The following is an 18,473-nucleotide window of genomic DNA, read 5'->3' as shown; positions in this document are numbered from 1 at the left end:
TGCAGGCGGGCGGTCACCTCGGCCTGGCCGAGCTCGCGCGCCTCACCGGCGACCACGCCACCGCCCGCGCCGAATGCGACAAGGCGTGGCAGCTGACACCCGGCGGCTGGTACGGCCCGGACGAGATGCGCTGTCACATCGCCCTGGAACGCGGCCGCATCGCGAGGGCCGAAGGCGATCTCGGCCAGGCCCGCGAGCATCTCGACGAGGCACTGCGGCGGGCCGTGGGACAGCGCAACCTCGTAACCGAGAACGCCGTCCGCGCGGAACTCGCCGCCCTGGGCGGGACTTGATCCGCCGCCACCACAACCACGCCGGCAGCCGGCGGTGCGCGATGAACGTCCACAGATCGTCCTCGGCCGCCTCGTTGGGATGCCGGCGCAGCACCTCCAGGCACTCCCGCGACACCACCCCGTGGATCCGCACCACGTGCGCCAACGCCGTCGCGCCGTGCTGACGGACCTCGATGCGGTTGTGGTCCAACGCGCGTGCGACGCGTCGCAGCGTCACCCACGGGTCCGGGTACGACATGGCCAAGCCGATCAACGACACCCCGACCATGTCCTCGCCGCGGTCGAACGCCGCGTCGACCTCCTCCGGGCGGTCGGTGCCCATCAGCGCGGAGTAGTTGCGCCAGTCCATGCCCTCACCCCGCATCGCCCGATCCAGCAGGAAACGCTGCCTGCCGTCAGAACGCTCGCCGGTGCGTTCCCAGTCGGCGGCCAGATACCGCCACACCGCCGCGGTGTCCGCGCGTGAGGTCGAGGCCAGGATCCGGCACAGCGCCAGCACGTGCTCCGGGTCCGTGGCCTCCGCGAGCTCGCCCAGCACTCCCGGCGGGCAGCCCAGGTCGTTCCACGCCAGCCACGCCAGCGTCGGGATGTCGGCGACGTCCACCCAGCCGTCGGCCCCGCCGCGCCCGATCTCGGCAGGCGTCAGCGAGGCCCGGAGACGGGCGTGTTCGATCGGGATCACGTCAGACCTGAGGCACCGCGCGCAGCAACGCGCGCGTGTAGTCGTGTGACGGGTTGAGCAGCACTTGTTCCACCGAGCCTTGTTCCACGATCTTCCCCTGATGCATCACCGCGACCCGATCGGCGATCTGCCACGCCAGTCCGAGGTCGTGCGTGATGATCAATGAAGCAAGGCCCAGCTCACGCCGCAACCGGAGCAGCAGCGCCACGATCTCCCCGCGCACCGAGGCGTCCAGCGACGCGACGGGCTCGTCAGCCACCAGCAGACGGGGCTGCAGCACCAGTGCGCCGGCGATCACCACCCGCTGCTGCTGACCCCCGGACAGCTCGTGCGGCAGGGAGTCCAGGTAGAGGTTCGCCGGGCGGAGCTCCGCACGTTCGACAGCGGCCGTGACCAGCGACTCCTCGTCGCCGGGAATGCGATGGACGCGCAGTCCCTCCGCCACCGCGTCGAGCACTTTGTGCCGCGGGTTGAGCGCACTCGCCGGGTCCTGCAGAACGAGCTGCACCTGCCGCCGGAACGCCTTGAGCGCCCTGCCCTTCAGCGGCACCGCAGCACCGTCGAAGATCACCCGACCGGAGGACGGTTTCCGGAGCCCCATTATGGTACGAGCGAGTGTCGTTTTGCCGGAGCCGGACTGCCCGACCAGCGCCACGATCTCGCCCTGCCCGATGGTCAGGTCCACGCCGTCGACCGCGCGCGTCCGACCGTAGTCCACCACCAGGTCCCGCACCTCGAGCAACGGCTCGGGCGCCGCCGCCGGCTCCGCCCACCGGTGCGCCGGATCCCCGATCACCGGGAACGCCGCCGTCAGCGCCGCCGTGTGCGGATGCCGGGGGTTCGCGATCACCTCCCGCGTGCAGCCGCGCTCGACCAGTGCACCGCGGTGCATCACCGCCAGGTCGTCACACGTCTCGGCCAGCACCGACAGGTCGTGGCTGATCATCAGCAACCCGAGGTCCTGCTCGGCGACCAGGCGTTTCATCACCGTCAGCACCTGGGCCTGCACGACCACGTCCAGCGCCGTCGTCGGCTCGTCCGCGATGACCAGGCGCGGCCCGCACGCCAGCGCCATCGCGATCATCACCCGCTGCCTCTGCCCGCCTGAGAGCTCGTGCGGATACGCCCTCGCCTTCTCCAGCGGCAGCTCCACCTGCTCCAGCAGCTCCGTGACCCGCCCAGGGGTGCCGTGCAGGCGCATCGGCTCGGCGATCTGGTCACCGACGCGCCGCACGGGGTTGAGCGAGTGCATCGCGCCCTGGAACACGATCGACGCCGACGCCCACCGCACCGCCCGCAACGTGCCCCACGACATCGTCTGCACGTCGTGCCCGTCGAGCAGGATCTCGCCGTCCACCCGCGCGGTCCTGGGCAGCAACCGCAGCACCGACATGGCGACGGTCGACTTGCCCGACCCGGACTCGCCGGCCAGGCCGAGGGTCTGACCGGGAGCGAGCGTGAGACTCACGTCGTCGACGACGCGCTTGTGTCCGTAGTGGACGGTGAGCTTCTTCAGCTCCAGCACTGGGTTCGTCACTTCCGGGGTCACCTCTTCGGCGTCACGACGGCTTCGAGGGCACGCCCGACGAGCGTGAACGCCAGCACCACCACCACGATCGCGAGACCCGGCGGCAGCAGGAACCACCACGCCCGCTGCGGCACCGCGCCGTGCAGCTGGGCCTGGTGCAGCATCGCGCCCCACGAGATCCGCGTCGGATCACCCAGCCCCAGAAACGCCAGCGTCGACTCCGCCACGATCGACGACGCCACCGCCAGCGTCGTGTTGACCAGCACCAACGGCACCACAGACGGCAACACGTGCCTGCCGATGACGTGCCCGTGGCCGCCGCCGAGCGCCCGCGCGCGTTCCACGAACGGGCGAGCCTCGATCGTCAGCGTCTGCGCCCGCACCATCCGCGCCGTCGACGGCCAGCTGGTCAGGCCGATCGCGAGCACGATCGTGCCCAGGCCACGCGGCAGCACCGTCGACAGCGCGATCGCCAGCACCAACGCGGGCAGTACCAGGAAGAAGTCGGTGACCCGCAGCAACGCGCCCGCCACCAGGCCGCCGAAGTGACCGCTCACGATCCCGACGAGCGTGCCGATGCCGACCGAGAGCACCGCCGCCGTCAGCCCGACGAACAACGACGTTCCCGCGCCCTGCACCACCAGCAGCGCGACCGAGCGTCCGGTGTGGTCGGTGCCCAGCCAGTGCTGCGCTCCCGGTGTCTGCCACGGCGCCGCGGTCACCCGCGTGACGTCCAGGGCGTCCGCGGAAATCAGCAACGGTGCGATGAGCGCGACCAAGGCCGCGACCACGAGGATCGCGGCGCCGGCCATGCCCGCTCTGCTGAAACCGGTGAGCCTGTTCATACGACCTTCACCCGTGGATCCAGCACCCCGTGCAGCAGGTCGGCCAGCAGGTTCATCACCACGACCGCGCCCGCCGTCACGACCAGCAGCCCCTGCAGCAGAAAGTAGTCCGGCCCGGTCAGCGCGTCGTAGAACAGCAGCCCGAGCCCCGGCCACGAGAACACCGTCTCCGTCGTGATCGCGCCGGCGACCACGAGCCCGAACCGCAGGAACACCAGCGTGATCGCGGGCAGCACGGCGTTCGGGACGGCGTGGCGGCGGCGCACCAGGTCGTCGCGCAGGCCCTTCGCCCGCGCCGTCACCAGGTACGGGGCATGCATCTCCTCCAGCAACGACGACCGCATCACCAGCACGTACTCCGCGCACACCACCGCCACCAGCGTGATCGACGGCAGCACCAGGTGATGCCCGACGTCCAGCGCCTGCGAGACGAAGTCCGGTGCCGTGTCGGTGTCGCGCATGCCCCGCGACGGGAACAGATCCCCCGTCACCATCATCAGCAGCATGCCGAGCCAGAACGTCGGCACCGCCCACAACGTCAGCGACACCCCCGTCGTGGCCCTGTCGAACGCCGAGTCACGCCGCCACGCCGCCCGCACCCCGAGCCACAGCCCGAGCCCGACCGCGATCACCGTCGCCGTACCGACCAGCAGCAACGTCGGGCCCAGGCGTTCGGCGATCACCTCCGCCACGGGACGGCGGAACGTGAACGACGTGCCCAGATCACCCCGAAGCAGCGAGGTGAAGTAGCTCCAGAACTGCTCGTGCAGCGGACGGTCCAGGCCGAACTGCGCACGCAGTTCGGCCTGCATCGCCGCCGTCGTCGGCCGGCCGCGCGTCATGGAGACGACGGGATCACCGGGCACCACCCTGAACAGGAAGAAACCCAGCACCGCCACCATCACCAGACTGACCGCGGCGCCACCGAGCCGACCGGCGAGGCGCACCTACTCGCGCTCCCCGGCCGTGGCCTGTCGCCGGCGAGCCAGCACCACCCCGGCCAGCACCAGCACGACCAGCGCCGCGCCGCCGATCGCGATCACCGGCCACCTGCTGCCGGTCGCCTGCGCGGCGCGCTGGGCGGGCTCGGCACCGTAGTAGCCCCACATGCCGTTCTGCGCCATGATCACGCCGCCCTGCGCCGGCTGCGTCGTGAACCTGGCGAAGTGGTCGGACCGGTAGCCCTCCAGCGCGTTGTCGTAGGCGAGCACGACCGCGGGCACCTGGTCGTAGAACCGGGCCTGCATCTGCTTCACGATCTCCACGCGCTTGCCCTCGTCGAACTCCGAGAGCTGCTGCGCGTAGAGCCGGTCGTAGGTCTGGTCGCAGAAGTAGGCGTCCGTGGTGCCGCCCTTGCCGTCGGCGCCCGGCCGCTGCCCGCACGTGTGCAGACCGAGGATGAAGTCCGGGTCCACGTTCGTCGCCCAGCCCGAGAACGCCAGGTCGTAGGTCGCCGCGGTCGTGACCTCGTTGAGCTGGTTGTCCGACACCAGCCGCACGTCCAGCGGGATGCCGATGTCGCTCATCGACCGCTTGAGGTACTCGCTGGCCTGCTCGTCGTACGCCCGCCCTGCGCGCCCCACCAGCCGCAGCCCGAACCGCGTGCCGTCGGCCTTGCGCGGAAAACCGGCGGCGTCGAGAGCGGCGTTGGCGGCGGCCGGGTCGAACTTGCGCAGCTCGGAGGCGCTGGGCTGCCAGTGCCACTTCGTGAACACCGGCGGCACCAGGCCCGCGCCCTTCTCCGCATAGCCGAGGTTGACCCGCTGCACCAGTGCGTCGAGGTCGACGGCCTGCGCGATCGCCCGCCGCACCCGCACGTCCTTGAGCGCGGGGCTGCCGTCACCGATCGGCTCACCGGTCCTGGTCTGCGCGCCGGGGTTGATCAGCAGCTCGGTGAAGCGACGCCCCTGCGCCTTGTTGCGCGTGACGCCGTCCTTGCCCGCCAGCGAGTCGAACTGGGCCGGCGCCATCCGGTTGATCAGGTCGACCTCTCCCTTGCCCAGCGCCTGCACCGCGGCGTCGGAGTTCTGGAAGTACACGAAGTGCAGCTCGTCGTACTTCGCCGCGCCGCGCCAGTAGTTCTTGTTGGCCTTGAGCTTGATGAACTGCCCTGCCACGTGCTCGGTCAGCACGAACGGGCCGGAGCCGACGACCGGCATCTGGTCGTTGGCGTAGTCCTTGATGCTGGTGACCTTCTCCCACACGTGCTTCGGCACGATCGGGATGTCCAGCGCCAGCATCGTCACCTGCGGTGCCTTCGTCTTGATCACCACGGTCCGGTCGTCGGTCGCGGTGACGGACTCGAAGTTGGTGACGAAGCTGCCGTTCGCGGTCCGCGCGACCTCGTCGGTCAGCATCAGGTTGTAGGTGAACGCGACGTCCCGCGCCGTGATCGGCTGCCCGTCGGACCACTTCTTGCCCTCCGGGACCGTGAACGTCCACGTGAGCTTGTCGGCCGAGGGCTCCCATCTGTTCGCGATGCCCTCGGTCACCGTCTGGTCGTCGGCCGCGTACGCCGTCAGGTAGTCGTACATCAACCGGCCGACCTCGGTGCTCGACTGGAACACCGCCAGGAACGGGTTCATCGAGTCGATCTGCTGCACGATCGCGACCTTCAGGATCACCGGCCCCTGAGCCGTTGCAGGAGGTGCCGCCAGCCCCACTGTCGTTGCTATTGCAAGCAACGCGCACAACTTCACCCGCACGAAAAACCCCTCTTCCCCAGCAGCCCACCGCTACGTTACCGAGATGTGCGGATCATGATCTCGGCGGACATGGAAGGCGCTACCGGAGTCACCTGGACCGGGGACGTCGTCCCCGGTACTGAGCAATGGCAACGGTTTCGGCGCCTCTTCACAGGAGACGTCAACGCGTGCGTCACAGGTTTGGTTGCAGGCGGAGCAGAACAGGTAATCGTCAACGAAGCCCACTCCTCGCAACGCAACCTCCTGCTCGAAGACCTCCACACCTCGGCACGCCTGCTCACCGGCCGGCACAAACCGCTGTCGATGATGCAGGGCGTCGACTCCGATGTGGACGGTGTCGTCTTCCTCGGCTACCACACCGGCGCGGGCTCCCGAGGCGTGCTCGCGCACACCTACCTGGAGAACTCCATCACCGGCGTGTGGCTCGACGGCGTGCTCGCCTCAGAAGGCCGACTCAACGCCGCGCTGGCCGCCGAGCACGGAGTGCCCGTGCTCCTGGTCACCGGCGACGACCTGACCTGTGCCGACGCCGCCGACTACGCACCCTCCGCCGGGCTGGTCGCCGTCAAGGAGTGCGTGTCACGGTATGCCGCCGTGTGCCTGCCACCCGCCGTGGCTTTTTCACAGATCACAGACGCCGCCACCGCCGCGATGACCTCCGCCGGGCGGACCGGCGGTGCGGTGTCGGCACACCGGATCGAGGTCGAGTTCGACGCCACGCACCTGGCCGAGGCCGCCGCGGTAGTGCCGACCGTGGAGCTGATCGGGGTGCGCCGCGTCGGGTTCGACGCCGTGTCGATGACCGAGGCGATGAAAGCGTTCAAGGTCGTCACGCACGTCGCCGCCGGAGCGATCGAAGGCATCTACGGCTGACCGTCCGGCAACAGGGCCGTCACCATTCCACGTGACCCGTGCGGATACGGTGGGGTTCATGTCGCTGGACGTGGCGCAGCTGTGCGCGCAGCTCATTCGCTTCGACACGACCAACCGCGGCGGCGGTGACTCCGCCGGAGAACGCGAGGCAGCCGAGCACGTGGCCGCGGTCCTGCACGACAACGGCGTGCCGCCCACGTTGCTCGAACCGGCACCGCGGCGCACCAACGTCCTCGCGCGCGTCCACGGCACCGACCCGTCGCTGCCCGCCGTGCTGGTCCAGTCGCACCTCGACGTCGTGCCCGCCGACCCCGCCGAGTGGAGCTTCGACCCGTTCGCCGGGGAGATCCGCGACGGGTTCGTGTGCGGCCGTGGCGCCGTGGACATGAAGGACATGGCCGCGATGACGCTGGCCGTGATCAACCGCTGGCACGTCGAAGGCCGCCGGCCGCGCCGTGACGTCGTGCTGGCGTTCGTCGCCGACGAGGAAGACCAGGGCGTCCACGGCGCGCACTGGCTCGTCGACCACCACGCCGCCCACTTCGCCGGCGTCGAGGCCGCGATCAGCGAGTCCGGCGGGTTCTCCTACGACGTCGACGGGGTGCGGCTGTACCCGATCGGCACGGCGGAGCGCGGCACCTCGCACATGAGGCTCACCGCCGTCGGCAGGGCAGGGCACGGGTCGCGCCGCAACTCGCAGAACGCCGTGACCGCGCTGGTCACCACACTCGCGCGCCTCGCCGCACACGAGCACCCGGTCCGGCTCACCCCGACGGTCGAGGCGTTCCTCGTCGGCGCCGGCAAGGCGTTGGGGGTGGAGGTCGACCTCGACGACGTCGACGGCACCATCGCCCGCCTCGGGCCCGCGGCGAAGCTGGTGGAGAACACCGTGCGCTGCTCCACCACGCCGACGATGGTGCAGGCCGGGTACAAGGTCAACGTCATCCCCGGCACCGCGACCGCGCAGCTCGACGTCCGCACGTTGCCCGGCACCGTCGACGAGCTCGTCGCCACCATCGACTCGTTGCTCGAAGACGGCGTGACCCGCGAGTTCCTCGAGCACCAGCCCCCGGTCGAAGCGCCGACCGACACGCCGTGGTTCGCCGCGATGGCCGAGGCACTGCGCGACGAGGACCCCGCGGCCGCTGTCGTGCCGTACTGCCTGGGCGGCGGCACCGACGCCAAGGCGTTCAGCCAGCTCGGCATCCACTGCTACGGCTTCTCGCCGCTGCGGCTGCCCACCGGGTTCGACTACCGCGCGATGGCCCACGGCGTGGACGAACGCGTTCCCGTCGCGGGCCTCGAGTTCGGTGTCCGGGTGCTGGACCGCTTCCTGATGGCGTGACCGGAACGCTGGCGCACTAGCCCTGCGGGGTGCCGAACCACCGGAGGGCGGCCTGCTCGAACTCCCGCCGGTCGGCACCTGTCCACGCGACGACGCCGTCGGGGCGGACGAGCACGGCGCCGAGCCCGAGGTCGTCCGTCGCGGGACCGGTGGCGTACCGGAGCTGGTTCTCCCAGCGGGCAGCGGAGTCGCCCAGGACGGCGGTGAAGTCCAGCGCGGCGCCGCGGCCGTTCTGCATGAGGTCGCTGAGCCGGGTGCCGTCCTCGAACCGGAAGTCGGGGGCGGTGCGGCCGACCAGCGGATGGTCGCTGCCGAGGTCGTGGCGGATCGCCGCGCCGGAGACCTTCTGGAACACGTAGGTCGTGCCGTCGCGGGTGCCGAGCAGGTCGCGCAGCATCCTCTGACTGGCCTGGGAATGCGGGTCCGGGCGCATGACGGCCACTTGGGCGCGCGTCCAGTCGAGCGCCGCCGCGCCGACCGGGTGGCGTTCGCGGGTGTAGGTGTCGAGCAGCCCGGCCGGTGCGGTGCCGTGCACGGTCGTGGCGAGCTTCCAGCCCAGGTTCACGGCGTCGCCGATACCGGTGTTGAGTCCTTGGCCGCCGAGCGGGGACATGATGTGCGCGGCGTCGCCGGCGAGCAGGACCCGGCCGCTGCGGTAGGTCGTCGTCTGCATCGCGCGGTCGGTGAAGCTCGATGCGTGCTGGACGTCGGTCACCGTCACATCGGTGCCGGACACCCGGCGCAGCACGGCCTGGAGGTGCTCTCGGGTCGGCGGCTGCGAGCGGTCGAACGCACCGCCGTCGAAGTCCATCACGCCGATGCGCCTTTCCCCGGGCATCCGCAGGTACATGCCCGTTGCCGTGAGGGTGAACCCGACGGCCAGCTGCTCGGGATCGGCGAAGGTGGCCAGCATCTGGTAGCCGGTGAACTGCGGTTCGGTGCCGACGAAGTCGAAGCCCGCGAGCTTGCGCACCGCACTGCGTCCGCCGTCGCAGCCGACGACCCAGCGCGCCGCGTACTCGCGCTCGCCATCACCGACGACCACGGTCTCGTCGTCCTGGGCGACGGCGCGCGCCGTGACGCCGCGCCTGATCTCCACCCCGAGCTTCACGACCCGCTCCGCCAGCACCGCCTCCACCGCGGCGAGGCTCGTCATCACCATCTCGGGCACCGGGCTCGGCAGCCGGAACGGCAGGGCGTCGACGTCGACGTCGGCCGGATCGAGCATCATGCCGGCGAAGTGGCCCACGCCGCGCGGCCGCAGCGGCTGGTCGGTGTCAGGAACCTCGTGCAACGGCTCCAGCAACCCACGCCGGTGCAACGCCTGCACCGACGCGCCGAACAGACCCCGCATGCCGAGCGGTTCCACCCGCCACGGTGAACCCGGCTCCTGCTCGCGTTCGAGCACCAGTACCGAGCAGCCGGCGAGGCCGAGCTCACAGGCCAGGAAAAGGCCGACCGGGGCCCCGCACCCACGATCACCACGTCATGCATGAGAAATCCCCTCCTGCCGCCGGATTTCGGCGACAGGGCAAGACTTCCGCCGGCCACTGGCACGGCGCGCATCCGGCGCTGGCACGCGCGCACACGACGCTCACCCGGCTGTGCGCGAAGAACAGCGAGGCGCCTACCCGTTCATCTGGCCGGCTGACCGCTCGGCACGCTGCCGCACCAGCTCCTCGACCGCGCTGGGCAGCGTCGTCTCGAAGTCGATCAGCTTCGCCCACGTCGGCGTCACCACGATCCGGACCATGCCGTCGTACAGCGAGCGGACCTCGCGCTCCCACTCCACCCGCTGCTGCGCCGTCATCTCGTAGCTGCCGTTCATCTGCAGGTACTCGTCCGGGATGCCGTCGACCGCGTCCAGCTCCGCCGTGCCGCGGATCAGCAGGATCTTGGGCGGGTGCACCTCGGTGTCGATCGTCAGCGCCACCGCCGGGTTCGCGCGCAACGAGTGCAGCTTCGGGGCGTTCATCGACGTGCACATGACGATGTGCCGGCCGTTCCAGGTGAACGCGATCGGGATGGTGCGCGGCGTGCCGTCCTTGGCGACGTAGGCCAGCCGCGTCAGGTCACGTGCCAGCAGCTCCTTGCTCAGCGGCCGGTTCAGCACCTCGGTGATCTCGTTGGTCCGCATTGCCGTCTCCTTCGTCGTTGTGCCCCTGGGACGGAGCACGCACGACGATCTCGACATCCCCAGCGAAGATTTCTCAGCGAAGACAGCTCAGCGAAGACAGCTCAGCGAAGACAGCTCAGCGCGGCGGCAACGGCAGCGGAACGGCAGGGAGCCCGTCGAGGCTCTCGATGTTGTAGGGCTTCTTCCCGGTGTACTCGCGGAACTCCTCGTCGCTCTTGCGGCCGAAGTAGTCCGCGTGCAGCTCGCGTTCCGAGCGGTAGTCCATGAACGGCACCGCGAACCCGCACGAGTCGCTGATCAGCTCGGCCCTCACCACGATCACCGCCCGCAACGCCGGCCCGTCCGCCTCACCGAAACCCGCGGCCAGCTCCTCGAAGCGCGGGTCGTCGCGGAACACCGGCTCGCCACGACCGTGCAGGCGCAGGACCGTCGGCGGACCCTCGAAAGCGCACCACATCAACGTGATGCGGCCGTTCTCCCGCAGGTGCGCGATGGTCTCGGCGTGGCTGCCGCCGAAGTCGAGGTAGGCCACCGTGCGGTCGTCGAGGATGCGCAGCGTGCCCTGCCGGCCCTTGGGCGACAGGTTGACGTGACCGTCACCGGTCAGCGGAGCGCTGGCCACGAAGAAGATCTTCTGGTTCTCGATGAACTCCCACAGCCGCGGCTCGATGCGCTCGTATTCCTTACCCATGATCAGCAGTATTGTTGGCTTCGCCGACCCTGTCAGCCGTGATTCCCAGGTGCTGAACGAGCCACCGGGTCGCGTGGCTCACGCCCTGTCCGCCGCCTCCCGCGCCGCCTTCTCCACCCGCTCCCGGTACGCCGCCCAGTCCTGCTCGGGCAGGTTCGTCCCGCCCTCCCGCAGCCCTGCCTCACCGTCGAGGCCCTCGCGCAGGATGTCCGCGTGCCCGGCGTGCCGGTTCGTCTCCGCGATCATGTGCACCAGCAGCAGGTGCAACGTCACGTACTTGCGCTCCTCCGACCACCACGGCACCACGCCGGGCGCGTCCAGCGGCAGCTCGGAGATCACGGTGTCGGCGAACTCCGTCACGCGGGCGTACAACGACAGAATGTCCTCACGCGACTCGTCGGCGGTGGCGAACATGTCCGCGTTCGGGTCGCCGTTGTCGATCTCCTTGAGCCACGGCAGCGTCTCGCCGAACGGGCGGCCCATGCAGGCGCCGAAGTACTCCTGCTCGCAGGTCGCGAGGTGCTTGACCAGGCCCAGCAGGTTCGTGGCTGTCGGGGTCAGCGGCCGCCGCACGTCGTACTCCGACAACCCCTCGAGCTTCCAGAGAACGGTCTGCCTGGCCGTCTTCAGGTAGCGGTGCAGGTCGGTCTTCGGATCTGAGGCCATGCCGGTCAGCCTTGCAGAGCCCGCGCCGAGGCGACCGCGATTTCCTCCAACCGGGCGTGGTGCTCTGCCCACCAGGATTCCGGGACCGACGGCATGTTCGAGTTGCCGTCCTGCATGCCGACCGCGCCGTCGATCAGCTCGCGCACCACGTCGGCGTGCCCGGCGTGGCGGTGCAGCTCGATCGACACCTGCACCAGGATCTGCCGCAGCGTGACGTCGCGACGGGCCTCCGACCACCACGTCACCACGCCCGGCGCGTCCAGGGGTAAGGCCGCGATCGTCTCGTCGGCGAACGACCGCACCCGCGCGTAGAAGTCCACCACGGACTCTCGCGACTCCTCGAGCATGGCGTACATGTCCGAGGCCGGTGACGCCTGCGCCGTCGACCACAGCGGAGGCTCGGGGAACGGCCTGCCGAACACGCGGCCGAAGTAGTTCAGCTCCACCCCGGCCGCGTGTTTGACCAGCCCCAGCAGGTTCGTGCCGGTCGGAGTCAACGGACGCCGCACGTCGTACTCCGACAACCCCTCGAGCTTCCACAGCAACACCGAACGAGCCGCGTTCAGATACCGGTGCAGCAGTGCTTTCTCATCCACGAGAAGCAGCGTCTCAGACAGCACCGACAGTTTTGAGCACCAGCAGGTCCAGATGATCGACAACCGGTCCGGTCTCCACAGCCGCGGCCCGCAGCAGCCGGTCCCCGCCCTCGGCGAACTCCTCAGCCGACAGCGAACGCAGCAACGTGTCCGCCTCCCACCGCAACCTCGACGCCTTGTCCGCCAACGACGACGCGGTCACCTGCGCAACCGCCTCCAGCCGGTCCACCGCGAACCCCATCCCGTCCGCGACCTCGGCAACGGTGGGAAACCCGGCCACACCCCGCACCGCAGCGGGGAAGAACCGGAACAACCCGATCCCCTCATGCCGCTCCCGGAACAACGACCGCAACACCACCACACCGCCCGGACGCAGCACCCGCCGCAACTCCGCCCCCGCAGCGGCCAGATCCGGGACGTGATGCACCACCGTGGACATCCACACCACGTCCACCGACGCGTCCGGCAACGGAATCGACGCCGCGTCCCCGGCCAGCATCGCGAGCCCCGAAGCCGACCTCATGTCCGGCGACGGTTCGACCGCCACCACGGTCACGTCCGGGAACCACTCGGCGAAGGCCCGCACGAACAACCCGGTCCCCGCCCCCAGGTCCAGCACGGTGCGGCCGGGCAGGAAGTACGGCGCCACCGCGTCCCGCCACGACGACAACCCCGTCAACGAGATCTCGCGGGCCACTCGGTACGAGGCGGCCTCGACAGCGCCGTAGCGATGCATGCATCTACATAACCCCATACGGATGGCGGGATGACAGTGAGCCTTGACACGGACTTCACTTGGCGGAGCCATGTCCCTGCCGTGGTCCGAAAGGGTTGCCCTGCATGCGAAAGACTCATCTCAGACCCCTGATCGGGGTCACCGTCGCCGCGAGCGTCGTGTTCGCGATGGGAGGCGTGCCCACCGGCGCGGCCCCATCAGCTCAGGAAACGTCGACGAACTACCAGGTCAGCGGCGTCCGCACCGCTGAGCAGCGCACCAAGCTCGCCAAGTCCGGTGCCGCGATCGACTCGGTCGAGGAGCACGGCATCGTCGTGATCACCGCGACCGAGCGGGAGGTCCGCAACCTCAAGGCCCAGGGCTTCGAGGTCGTCGAGCTGCCCAAGCGGATGGACGCGGGCGCGGAGATCGGTCCGTTCGACTTCCCCGCCGCGGACTCGAACTACCACAACTACGCCGAGATGATGGCCGAGATCAACCAGGTCGTCGCGGCGCACCCGAACCTGATCTCCAAGCAGGTCATCGGGAAGTCCTACGAGAACCGCGACATCATCGCGCTCAAGATCAGCGACAACGTCACCACCGACGAGAACGAGCCGGAGGTGCTGTTCACGCACCACCAGCACGCCCGTGAGCACCTCACCGTCGAGATGGCGCTGTACCTGATCAACCAGTTCACCTCGCAGTACGCGAGCGACGCGCGGATCAAGGGCCTGCTCGACACCCGCGAGGTCTGGATCATCCCCGACGTCAACCCCGACGGCGGCGAGTACGACATCGCCACCGGCACCTACCGGTCCTGGCGCAAGAACCGGCAGCCCAACGCCGGCTCCAGCAACGTCGGCACCGACCTCAACCGCAACTGGAACTACAAGTGGGGCTGCTGCGGCGGTTCGTCGGGCAGCACCGGCAGTGAGACCTACCGCGGGCCGAGCGCGGAGTCCGCGCCCGAGGTCAAGGTCGTGGCCGACTTCGTGCGCGGCCGCAACGTCGGCGGCAAGCAGCAGATCACCGCTGCCATCGACTTCCACACCTACAGCGAGCTCATCCTGTGGCCGTGGGGCTGGACCTACGACGACGTCGCGCCGGGCCTGACCCAGGACCAGCACGACACGTTCCGCACCATCGGCCAGCAGATGGCGGCGACCAACAACTACACGCCCGAGCAGTCCAGTGACCTCTACATCACCGACGGGACCATCCCGGACTGGCTGTGGGGTTCGCAGGGCGTCTTCGCCTACACCTTCGAGATGTACCCCGGCAGCTCCGGCGGTGGCGGTTTCTACCCGCCCGACGAGGTGATCCCGGCGCAGACCTCCCGCAACAAGGAGGCCGTGCTGCAGCTGCTGGAACGCGCCGACTGCCCGTACGAGGCCATCGGCAAGGAAGCGCAGTACTGCGGCGGCACCCCGCCGCTGCCCGGCAAGTACTTCGAGAACGCCACGGACTTCCAGATCAGGGACAACACCACGATCAACTCCCCGATCACCGTGGCCGAGGTGACGGGCAACGCCCCGTCGACGCTCAAGGTCGCCGTGGACATCAAGCACACCTACCAGGGCGACCTGCGCGTCGAGCTGGTCGCCCCGGACGGCACCGTCTACGTCCTGCACAACCGCGCCGGCGGCGGCACGGACAACATCAACACCACCTACACCGTCAACGCCTCCAGCGAGGTCGCCAACGGCGGCTGGCAGCTGCGGGTGAACGACAACGCCGCCCAGGACACCGGGTTCCTCGACAAGTGGAGCCTGCAGTTCTGACCGCGTAGCACGGATGCTGTGACGTCAGGGCGCCGGTGTACCGGCGCCCTGACGCGTGTAGTCCTTCACCGGCATCGAGTCGTGCAGCCTCACGCCGTTCGAGTTGAGCTTGGCCAGCGGCCGCACCATCCACGACGGCAACGACGTGACCACCTGCATCCCTCGCACGAGCGCCGTGACACCCAGCCGGGTCCGCGGGATCAGCGTCTTGGCGACACCGAGCGCGAACTTCCTGCTCGCGTGCACCAGATCCTGCATCTCACTCTCGTAGCGCGCGAACGCCGCCTCGTGATCGGTGTCCACCGACAACTCGCCGGCCAGCACGTACGCGCCCAGCACCGCGAGGCTCGTGCTGCCGCCGATCGCCGGGCCAGGGCAGTAGGCCGCGTCGCCGACCAGCGCGACCCGCCCGCGTGACCACGTGTCCTCCTGCAGCTGCGTGATCGAGTCGAAGTAGAACACCCGATCACCGTCCAGGTAGGTGAGCCAGTCGTCGACCTCGGGGTGCAGGCCCGCGAACGCCTCACGCAGCAGCTGCTTCTGCCGCCCGACGTCGCGGTGGTGGTAGTCGAGCTCCTGCTCGCTGCGGAACAGGAACACCGCCCGCGCGTCGTCGAGATGCCGCGCCCCGTACACCTGCGCACTGCGCCCCGGCCCGATGTGCCCGGCCATGGCACCTGCGACACCCAGATCGCGCGGCACCGACAACACCGCCAGGTACAAACCCGCGAACGTCTTCGCGACCTCACCGAACACCAGCCGCCGCACGTTCGAGTGCAACCCGTCGGCCCCGATCACCAGGTCGAACCGCCGCGGCGCGTTCACCTCGAACGTCACCTCGCCGTCCGGGCCGATCGACGTGATCGAATCGCCGAACATGTACTCGACGTCGTTGCGGGCGGCGTTGTAGTAGATCTCACTCAGATCGTCACGCATCACCTCGACGTGCCGGTCCGACGCCGCCGCGAAGATCTTCGTCGCGTCCCCGCTGATCGGCTTGCGCGTACCTTCGCGCAAGAACGTCAGCCGCTCCGTCCCGGTGGCCAGCGACTCGATGCGCGGCAGCACACCCATGCGTTCGGAGATGTCCATCGCCGGCTTGAACAGGTCGACCGCGTGCCCACCCGTCTTGCGCAGCACCGGCGACCGCTCCACCACCGTCACCTCGTGCCCGTACCGGGTGAGCCAGTAGGCGAGCACCGGACCAGCGATGCTGGCGCCAGAGATGAGAACTCGCACGTCAAACCCCCTTACTTAACGGTCGGTAAGTCCCCTGGCGCGAGCCTACACGTGGGCTTACCGACTGTTAAGTAAGATTCGGTTCGTGGCCAGACCGTCCGACACCAAGCAGCGGATCCTGCAGACCGCACGGGAGCTGTTCGCCACCAAGGGCGTGCAGCAGACCAGCCTGCAGGAGATCGCCGACCGCCTCGGCATCACCAAACCCGCGCTCTACTACCACTTCACCTCACGCGAGGACCTGGTCCGCAGCATCGTCACGCCGTTGCTCGACGACGGCGAGGAGTTCATGGCGCGCATGGAGGAACGAGCCGACGTGCCGCTCCTCGAACTGCTCGAGGGCTTCTTCGACTTCAACCACCGCCACCGCGCCGGCATCCTGCTGCTGCTCACCGAGATGACCACGCTCGCCGAACTCGGCCTCGTCGACATGGTCCTGTCCTGGCGCGCCCGGCTCACGCAGCTCGTGTTCGGACCCTCCCCGACCCTCGAGCAGGAAGCACGCGCGGTGCTGGCGTTCGGCGGAATGCAGGACTGCACCATGCAGTTCCCCGACGCGCCCGTCGACGAGCTGCGCGCCGCCACCGTCACGGCCGCGCGTGCCGCTCTCGGGATCGGCTGATCGGCCTCTGCCGCACAACACCCGCGTAGGCGACCATCACGCGGTGAACCGCTGCCTCCCGCCAGCCGCGGCTGTGTGAGAGAACGCAATCACACCCACCGCACGCCGCCATAGGATTCAGCCACACCGTCGTGATCACCAGGTGAGAACCGACTCTCGAAACCGGTCTCACTTCACGCGAACGCGAGGTAGGGTCCGGAAACCGAATCACCGCCTGGAGAGACATGCGCGCCGTCGAGATCAGACCTGGGGTCCGGATCCGCTGGGTCGAAGTGCCTGGTGCCACGCCCGCCCGCGTCTACCTGCACGGACTCGGAGCGTCGTCGGCGCCCTACTACGCCGAGGCCGTCGCGCACCCGCTGCTGGCCGGCCGCCGCAGCCTCATGATGGACATGCTCGGGTTCGGCATCAGCGACCGCCCGACCGGATTCGCCTACTCGCTCGAAGGCCACGCCGACGCCCTCGCGGTGGCGCTGGCCAAGATCGGCCTGCGGCGCAGCGAGATCATCGGCCACAGCATGGGCGGCGCCGTCGCCATCGTGCTCGCCGCGCGCCACCCCGAGATGGTGCGCTCGCTCGTCCTCGTCGACCCCCACGTCGACCCCGCCACGCCCGCACTCGGCGCCCCCGGCAGCCGGGGCATCGCCGCCTACGGTGAGGCGGACTTCCTCAGCCACGGCTACGAGCGCGTGCTGCGCGACGTCGGCCCCCACTGGGCGGCCACCATGCGCATGGCCGGCCGCGAAGCCCTCTACCGCAGCGCCGTCGACCTCGTCCGCGGCACGTCGCCGACGATGCGCAAGCTGTTGCTGGAACTGGAGATCCCGCGCGTCTTCCTGCACCCCGAGGACGCACCGCCCCGCGGGGGACGCGAGCTCGCCGCCGCCGGTGTCCAGGTCGTCTCCGTCCCGAACACCGGCCACAACATCATGATCGACAACGTCGAGGGCTTCGCCCGCGCGGTCGCCCAGCAGCGGTTGTCGGTCTAGTCACCCGAGCACTGGTCACCCGAGCACCTGCAGCGCAGCGGTGTGCTGCCGTTGCCTGAGCGCGAGCCACTCGGCCACCAGGTCCGCGTGTGCGTCCAGCCAGTTCTGCTGGCACACGGCAAGACGCGCGTACGCCGTGTCCAGATAACCGGTCTCCCGCTTGCAGCGCACGTCCGCGCGCACCGCCGGGTCGGTGGCCAGATCGGTGTCGCCGGGCAGCGCGCTCAGCAGGTCGCCCGGAGTCCGGGCGCCGACACCGAACCTCTTGACGCACTGGCTCCACCGTTCGGTGGCAGCGATGAAGGCCGGGTCGTGGTCGAGCTGCTCTCGTGCGTCGCGTTCACCGTCGTAGATCCGCAGCCGCAGCTCCAACGACCGCTGCCGCTGGTCGGCGAGCAGGCGGTGTTCGGCGTCGGCCTGACAGCCGTTGGCGGGTAACGACATTCCCAGCCGTTCGCCGTGTGCCTGCACGCGCTGGCCGGGGTCGCCGAACAGCAGGCGCGCGTAATCCTCGCCGTGCACGGGCTCGGCGGGCGCTGGTCCGGTCGTGAGGTTCTCGAGCGACTCCAGCCCGAACGGCCGCAGCGCGGCGAGCGCTCGTCCTCGGTGGTGTCGTCGGCCTGCACGGAGTAGACGTGGCCGTGCGCGGCCATGCAGCCGGTGATGAGCGCGTCCCGTGCCTCGGTGATGCGCCGGTCCTGGTCGCCGGGCAGGTACATCATGCGGAACATCGGCGGGACGACGCGGGTGCCGGTCTGCCCGG

At 69.6% G+C, this 18,473-nt stretch carries 18 protein-coding genes; 5 read left to right on the top strand and 13 right to left on the bottom strand.

Annotated elements, in window-relative coordinates; all coding sequences use genetic code 11:
• Nucleotides 1-42 precede the first annotated feature (42 nt).
• Genes FXN61_RS34435 through FXN61_RS34415 form a run of 5 tightly spaced genes read right to left on the bottom strand, consistent with a single transcriptional unit; the run spans nucleotide 43 to nucleotide 6,053 of the window.
• Entirely contained in the window at nucleotides 43-975 is a 933-nt protein-coding gene (locus FXN61_RS34435) for a hypothetical protein (protein WP_167978126.1), read from the bottom strand.
• Nucleotide 976: 1 nt separating this feature from the next.
• Complete coding sequence (gene nikE, locus FXN61_RS34430; protein ID WP_167978125.1) at nucleotides 977-2,512, bottom strand: nickel ABC transporter ATP-binding protein NikE; 1,536 nt, start codon at nucleotides 2,510-2,512, stop codon at nucleotides 977-979.
• Nucleotides 2,513-2,520: 8 nt separating this feature from the next.
• Complete coding sequence (locus FXN61_RS34425; RefSeq protein ID WP_167978124.1) at nucleotides 2,521-3,348, bottom strand: ABC transporter permease; 828 nt, start codon at nucleotides 3,346-3,348, stop codon at nucleotides 2,521-2,523.
• Entirely contained in the window at nucleotides 3,345-4,295 is a 951-nt protein-coding gene (locus tag FXN61_RS34420; protein WP_312878209.1) for an ABC transporter permease, read from the bottom strand. The genes FXN61_RS34425 and FXN61_RS34420 overlap by 4 nt, the downstream gene beginning before the upstream one ends.
• A complete protein-coding gene (locus FXN61_RS34415) occupies nucleotides 4,296-6,053 on the bottom strand; it encodes an ABC transporter substrate-binding protein (RefSeq protein ID WP_312878208.1) in 1,758 nt (585 codons plus the stop codon).
• A gap of 45 nt (nucleotides 6,054-6,098) precedes the next feature.
• Here FXN61_RS34415 and FXN61_RS34410 point away from each other — a divergent pair, with 45 nt between their 5' ends.
• Both FXN61_RS34410 and FXN61_RS34405 read left to right on the top strand, forming a co-directional pair.
• A complete protein-coding gene (locus tag FXN61_RS34410) occupies nucleotides 6,099-6,926 on the top strand; it encodes a M55 family metallopeptidase (RefSeq protein ID WP_312878207.1) in 828 nt (275 codons plus the stop codon).
• A gap of 58 nt (nucleotides 6,927-6,984) precedes the next feature.
• The gene (locus FXN61_RS34405) at nucleotides 6,985-8,271 is read left to right on the top strand and encodes a M20/M25/M40 family metallo-hydrolase (protein ID WP_167978122.1); all 1,287 of its coding nucleotides are present in this window, start codon (nucleotides 6,985-6,987) and stop codon (nucleotides 8,269-8,271) included.
• A gap of 16 nt (nucleotides 8,272-8,287) precedes the next feature.
• On the opposite strand, the gene FXN61_RS34400 is transcribed toward FXN61_RS34405, so the two are convergent.
• From FXN61_RS34400 to FXN61_RS34375, 6 genes are all read right to left on the bottom strand, one after another.
• Complete coding sequence (locus FXN61_RS34400) at nucleotides 8,288-9,679, bottom strand: FAD-dependent monooxygenase (RefSeq protein ID WP_312878206.1); 1,392 nt, start codon at nucleotides 9,677-9,679, stop codon at nucleotides 8,288-8,290.
• A gap of 219 nt (nucleotides 9,680-9,898) precedes the next feature.
• Nucleotides 9,899-10,408: a pyridoxamine 5'-phosphate oxidase family protein gene (locus FXN61_RS34395; protein ID WP_167978121.1), complete on the bottom strand. Its 510-nt coding sequence runs from the start codon at nucleotides 10,406-10,408 to the stop codon at nucleotides 9,899-9,901.
• Between the two features lie 115 nt (nucleotides 10,409-10,523).
• The gene (locus tag FXN61_RS34390) at nucleotides 10,524-11,099 is read right to left on the bottom strand and encodes a pyridoxamine 5'-phosphate oxidase family protein (protein ID WP_167978120.1); all 576 of its coding nucleotides are present in this window, start codon (nucleotides 11,097-11,099) and stop codon (nucleotides 10,524-10,526) included.
• Nucleotides 11,100-11,177: 78 nt separating this feature from the next.
• A complete protein-coding gene (locus FXN61_RS34385; protein ID WP_167978119.1) occupies nucleotides 11,178-11,765 on the bottom strand; it encodes a DinB family protein in 588 nt (195 codons plus the stop codon).
• Between the two features lie 5 nt (nucleotides 11,766-11,770).
• Entirely contained in the window at nucleotides 11,771-12,361 is a 591-nt protein-coding gene (locus tag FXN61_RS34380) for a DinB family protein (RefSeq protein WP_312878205.1), read from the bottom strand.
• A 13-nt stretch (nucleotides 12,362-12,374) separates the two neighbouring features.
• Entirely contained in the window at nucleotides 12,375-13,097 is a 723-nt protein-coding gene (locus tag FXN61_RS34375) for a class I SAM-dependent methyltransferase (protein ID WP_167978118.1), read from the bottom strand.
• Between the two features lie 104 nt (nucleotides 13,098-13,201).
• Here FXN61_RS34375 and FXN61_RS34370 point away from each other — a divergent pair, with 104 nt between their 5' ends.
• Nucleotides 13,202-14,860 carry a M14 family metallopeptidase gene (locus FXN61_RS34370; protein WP_167978117.1) on the top strand — a complete coding sequence of 553 codons (1,659 nt, stop codon included), beginning with the start codon at nucleotides 13,202-13,204 and terminating at the stop codon, nucleotides 14,858-14,860.
• Nucleotides 14,861-14,884: 24 nt separating this feature from the next.
• On the opposite strand, the gene FXN61_RS34365 is transcribed toward FXN61_RS34370, so the two are convergent.
• Entirely contained in the window at nucleotides 14,885-16,099 is a 1,215-nt protein-coding gene (locus tag FXN61_RS34365; RefSeq protein ID WP_167978116.1) for an FAD-dependent monooxygenase, read from the bottom strand.
• Nucleotides 16,100-16,184: 85 nt separating this feature from the next.
• On the opposite strand from FXN61_RS34365, the gene FXN61_RS34360 reads away from it, so the two are divergent.
• Both FXN61_RS34360 and FXN61_RS34355 read left to right on the top strand, forming a co-directional pair.
• Entirely contained in the window at nucleotides 16,185-16,721 is a 537-nt protein-coding gene (locus FXN61_RS34360; protein WP_167978115.1) for a TetR/AcrR family transcriptional regulator, read from the top strand.
• Between the two features lie 224 nt (nucleotides 16,722-16,945).
• A complete protein-coding gene (locus tag FXN61_RS34355) occupies nucleotides 16,946-17,710 on the top strand; it encodes an alpha/beta fold hydrolase (protein ID WP_167978114.1) in 765 nt (254 codons plus the stop codon).
• Between the two features lie 15 nt (nucleotides 17,711-17,725).
• On the opposite strand, the gene FXN61_RS34350 is transcribed toward FXN61_RS34355, so the two are convergent.
• A complete protein-coding gene (locus FXN61_RS34350; protein WP_167978113.1) occupies nucleotides 17,726-18,232 on the bottom strand; it encodes a hypothetical protein in 507 nt (168 codons plus the stop codon).
• Between the last annotated feature and the right edge of the window lie 241 nt (nucleotides 18,233-18,473).

This window comes from Lentzea indica (genome assembly GCF_012184385.1).
GTDB lineage: Bacteria > Actinomycetota > Actinomycetes > Mycobacteriales > Pseudonocardiaceae > Lentzea > Lentzea indica.
The sequence above is the reverse complement of the archived record's forward strand: the minus strand, read 5'-3'. Positions and strand labels throughout refer to the sequence as shown.

Coding starts and splice junctions, on each gene's coding strand:
- FXN61_RS34425 (WP_167978124.1), bottom strand. CDS start 3,348: ATGAACAGGCTCACCGGTTTCAGCAGAGCGGGCATGGCCGGCGCCGCG.
- FXN61_RS34405 (WP_167978122.1), top strand. CDS start 6,985: ATGTCGCTGGACGTGGCGCAGCTGTGCGCGCAGCTCATTCGCTTCGAC.
- FXN61_RS34395 (WP_167978121.1), bottom strand. CDS start 10,408: ATGCGGACCAACGAGATCACCGAGGTGCTGAACCGGCCGCTGAGCAAG.
- FXN61_RS34390 (WP_167978120.1), bottom strand. CDS start 11,099: ATGGGTAAGGAATACGAGCGCATCGAGCCGCGGCTGTGGGAGTTCATC.
- FXN61_RS34385 (WP_167978119.1), bottom strand. CDS start 11,765: ATGGCCTCAGATCCGAAGACCGACCTGCACCGCTACCTGAAGACGGCC.
- FXN61_RS34375 (WP_167978118.1), bottom strand. CDS start 13,097: ATGCATCGCTACGGCGCTGTCGAGGCCGCCTCGTACCGAGTGGCCCGC.
- FXN61_RS34370 (WP_167978117.1), top strand. CDS start 13,202: ATGCGAAAGACTCATCTCAGACCCCTGATCGGGGTCACCGTCGCCGCG.
- FXN61_RS34355 (WP_167978114.1), top strand. CDS start 16,946: ATGCGCGCCGTCGAGATCAGACCTGGGGTCCGGATCCGCTGGGTCGAA.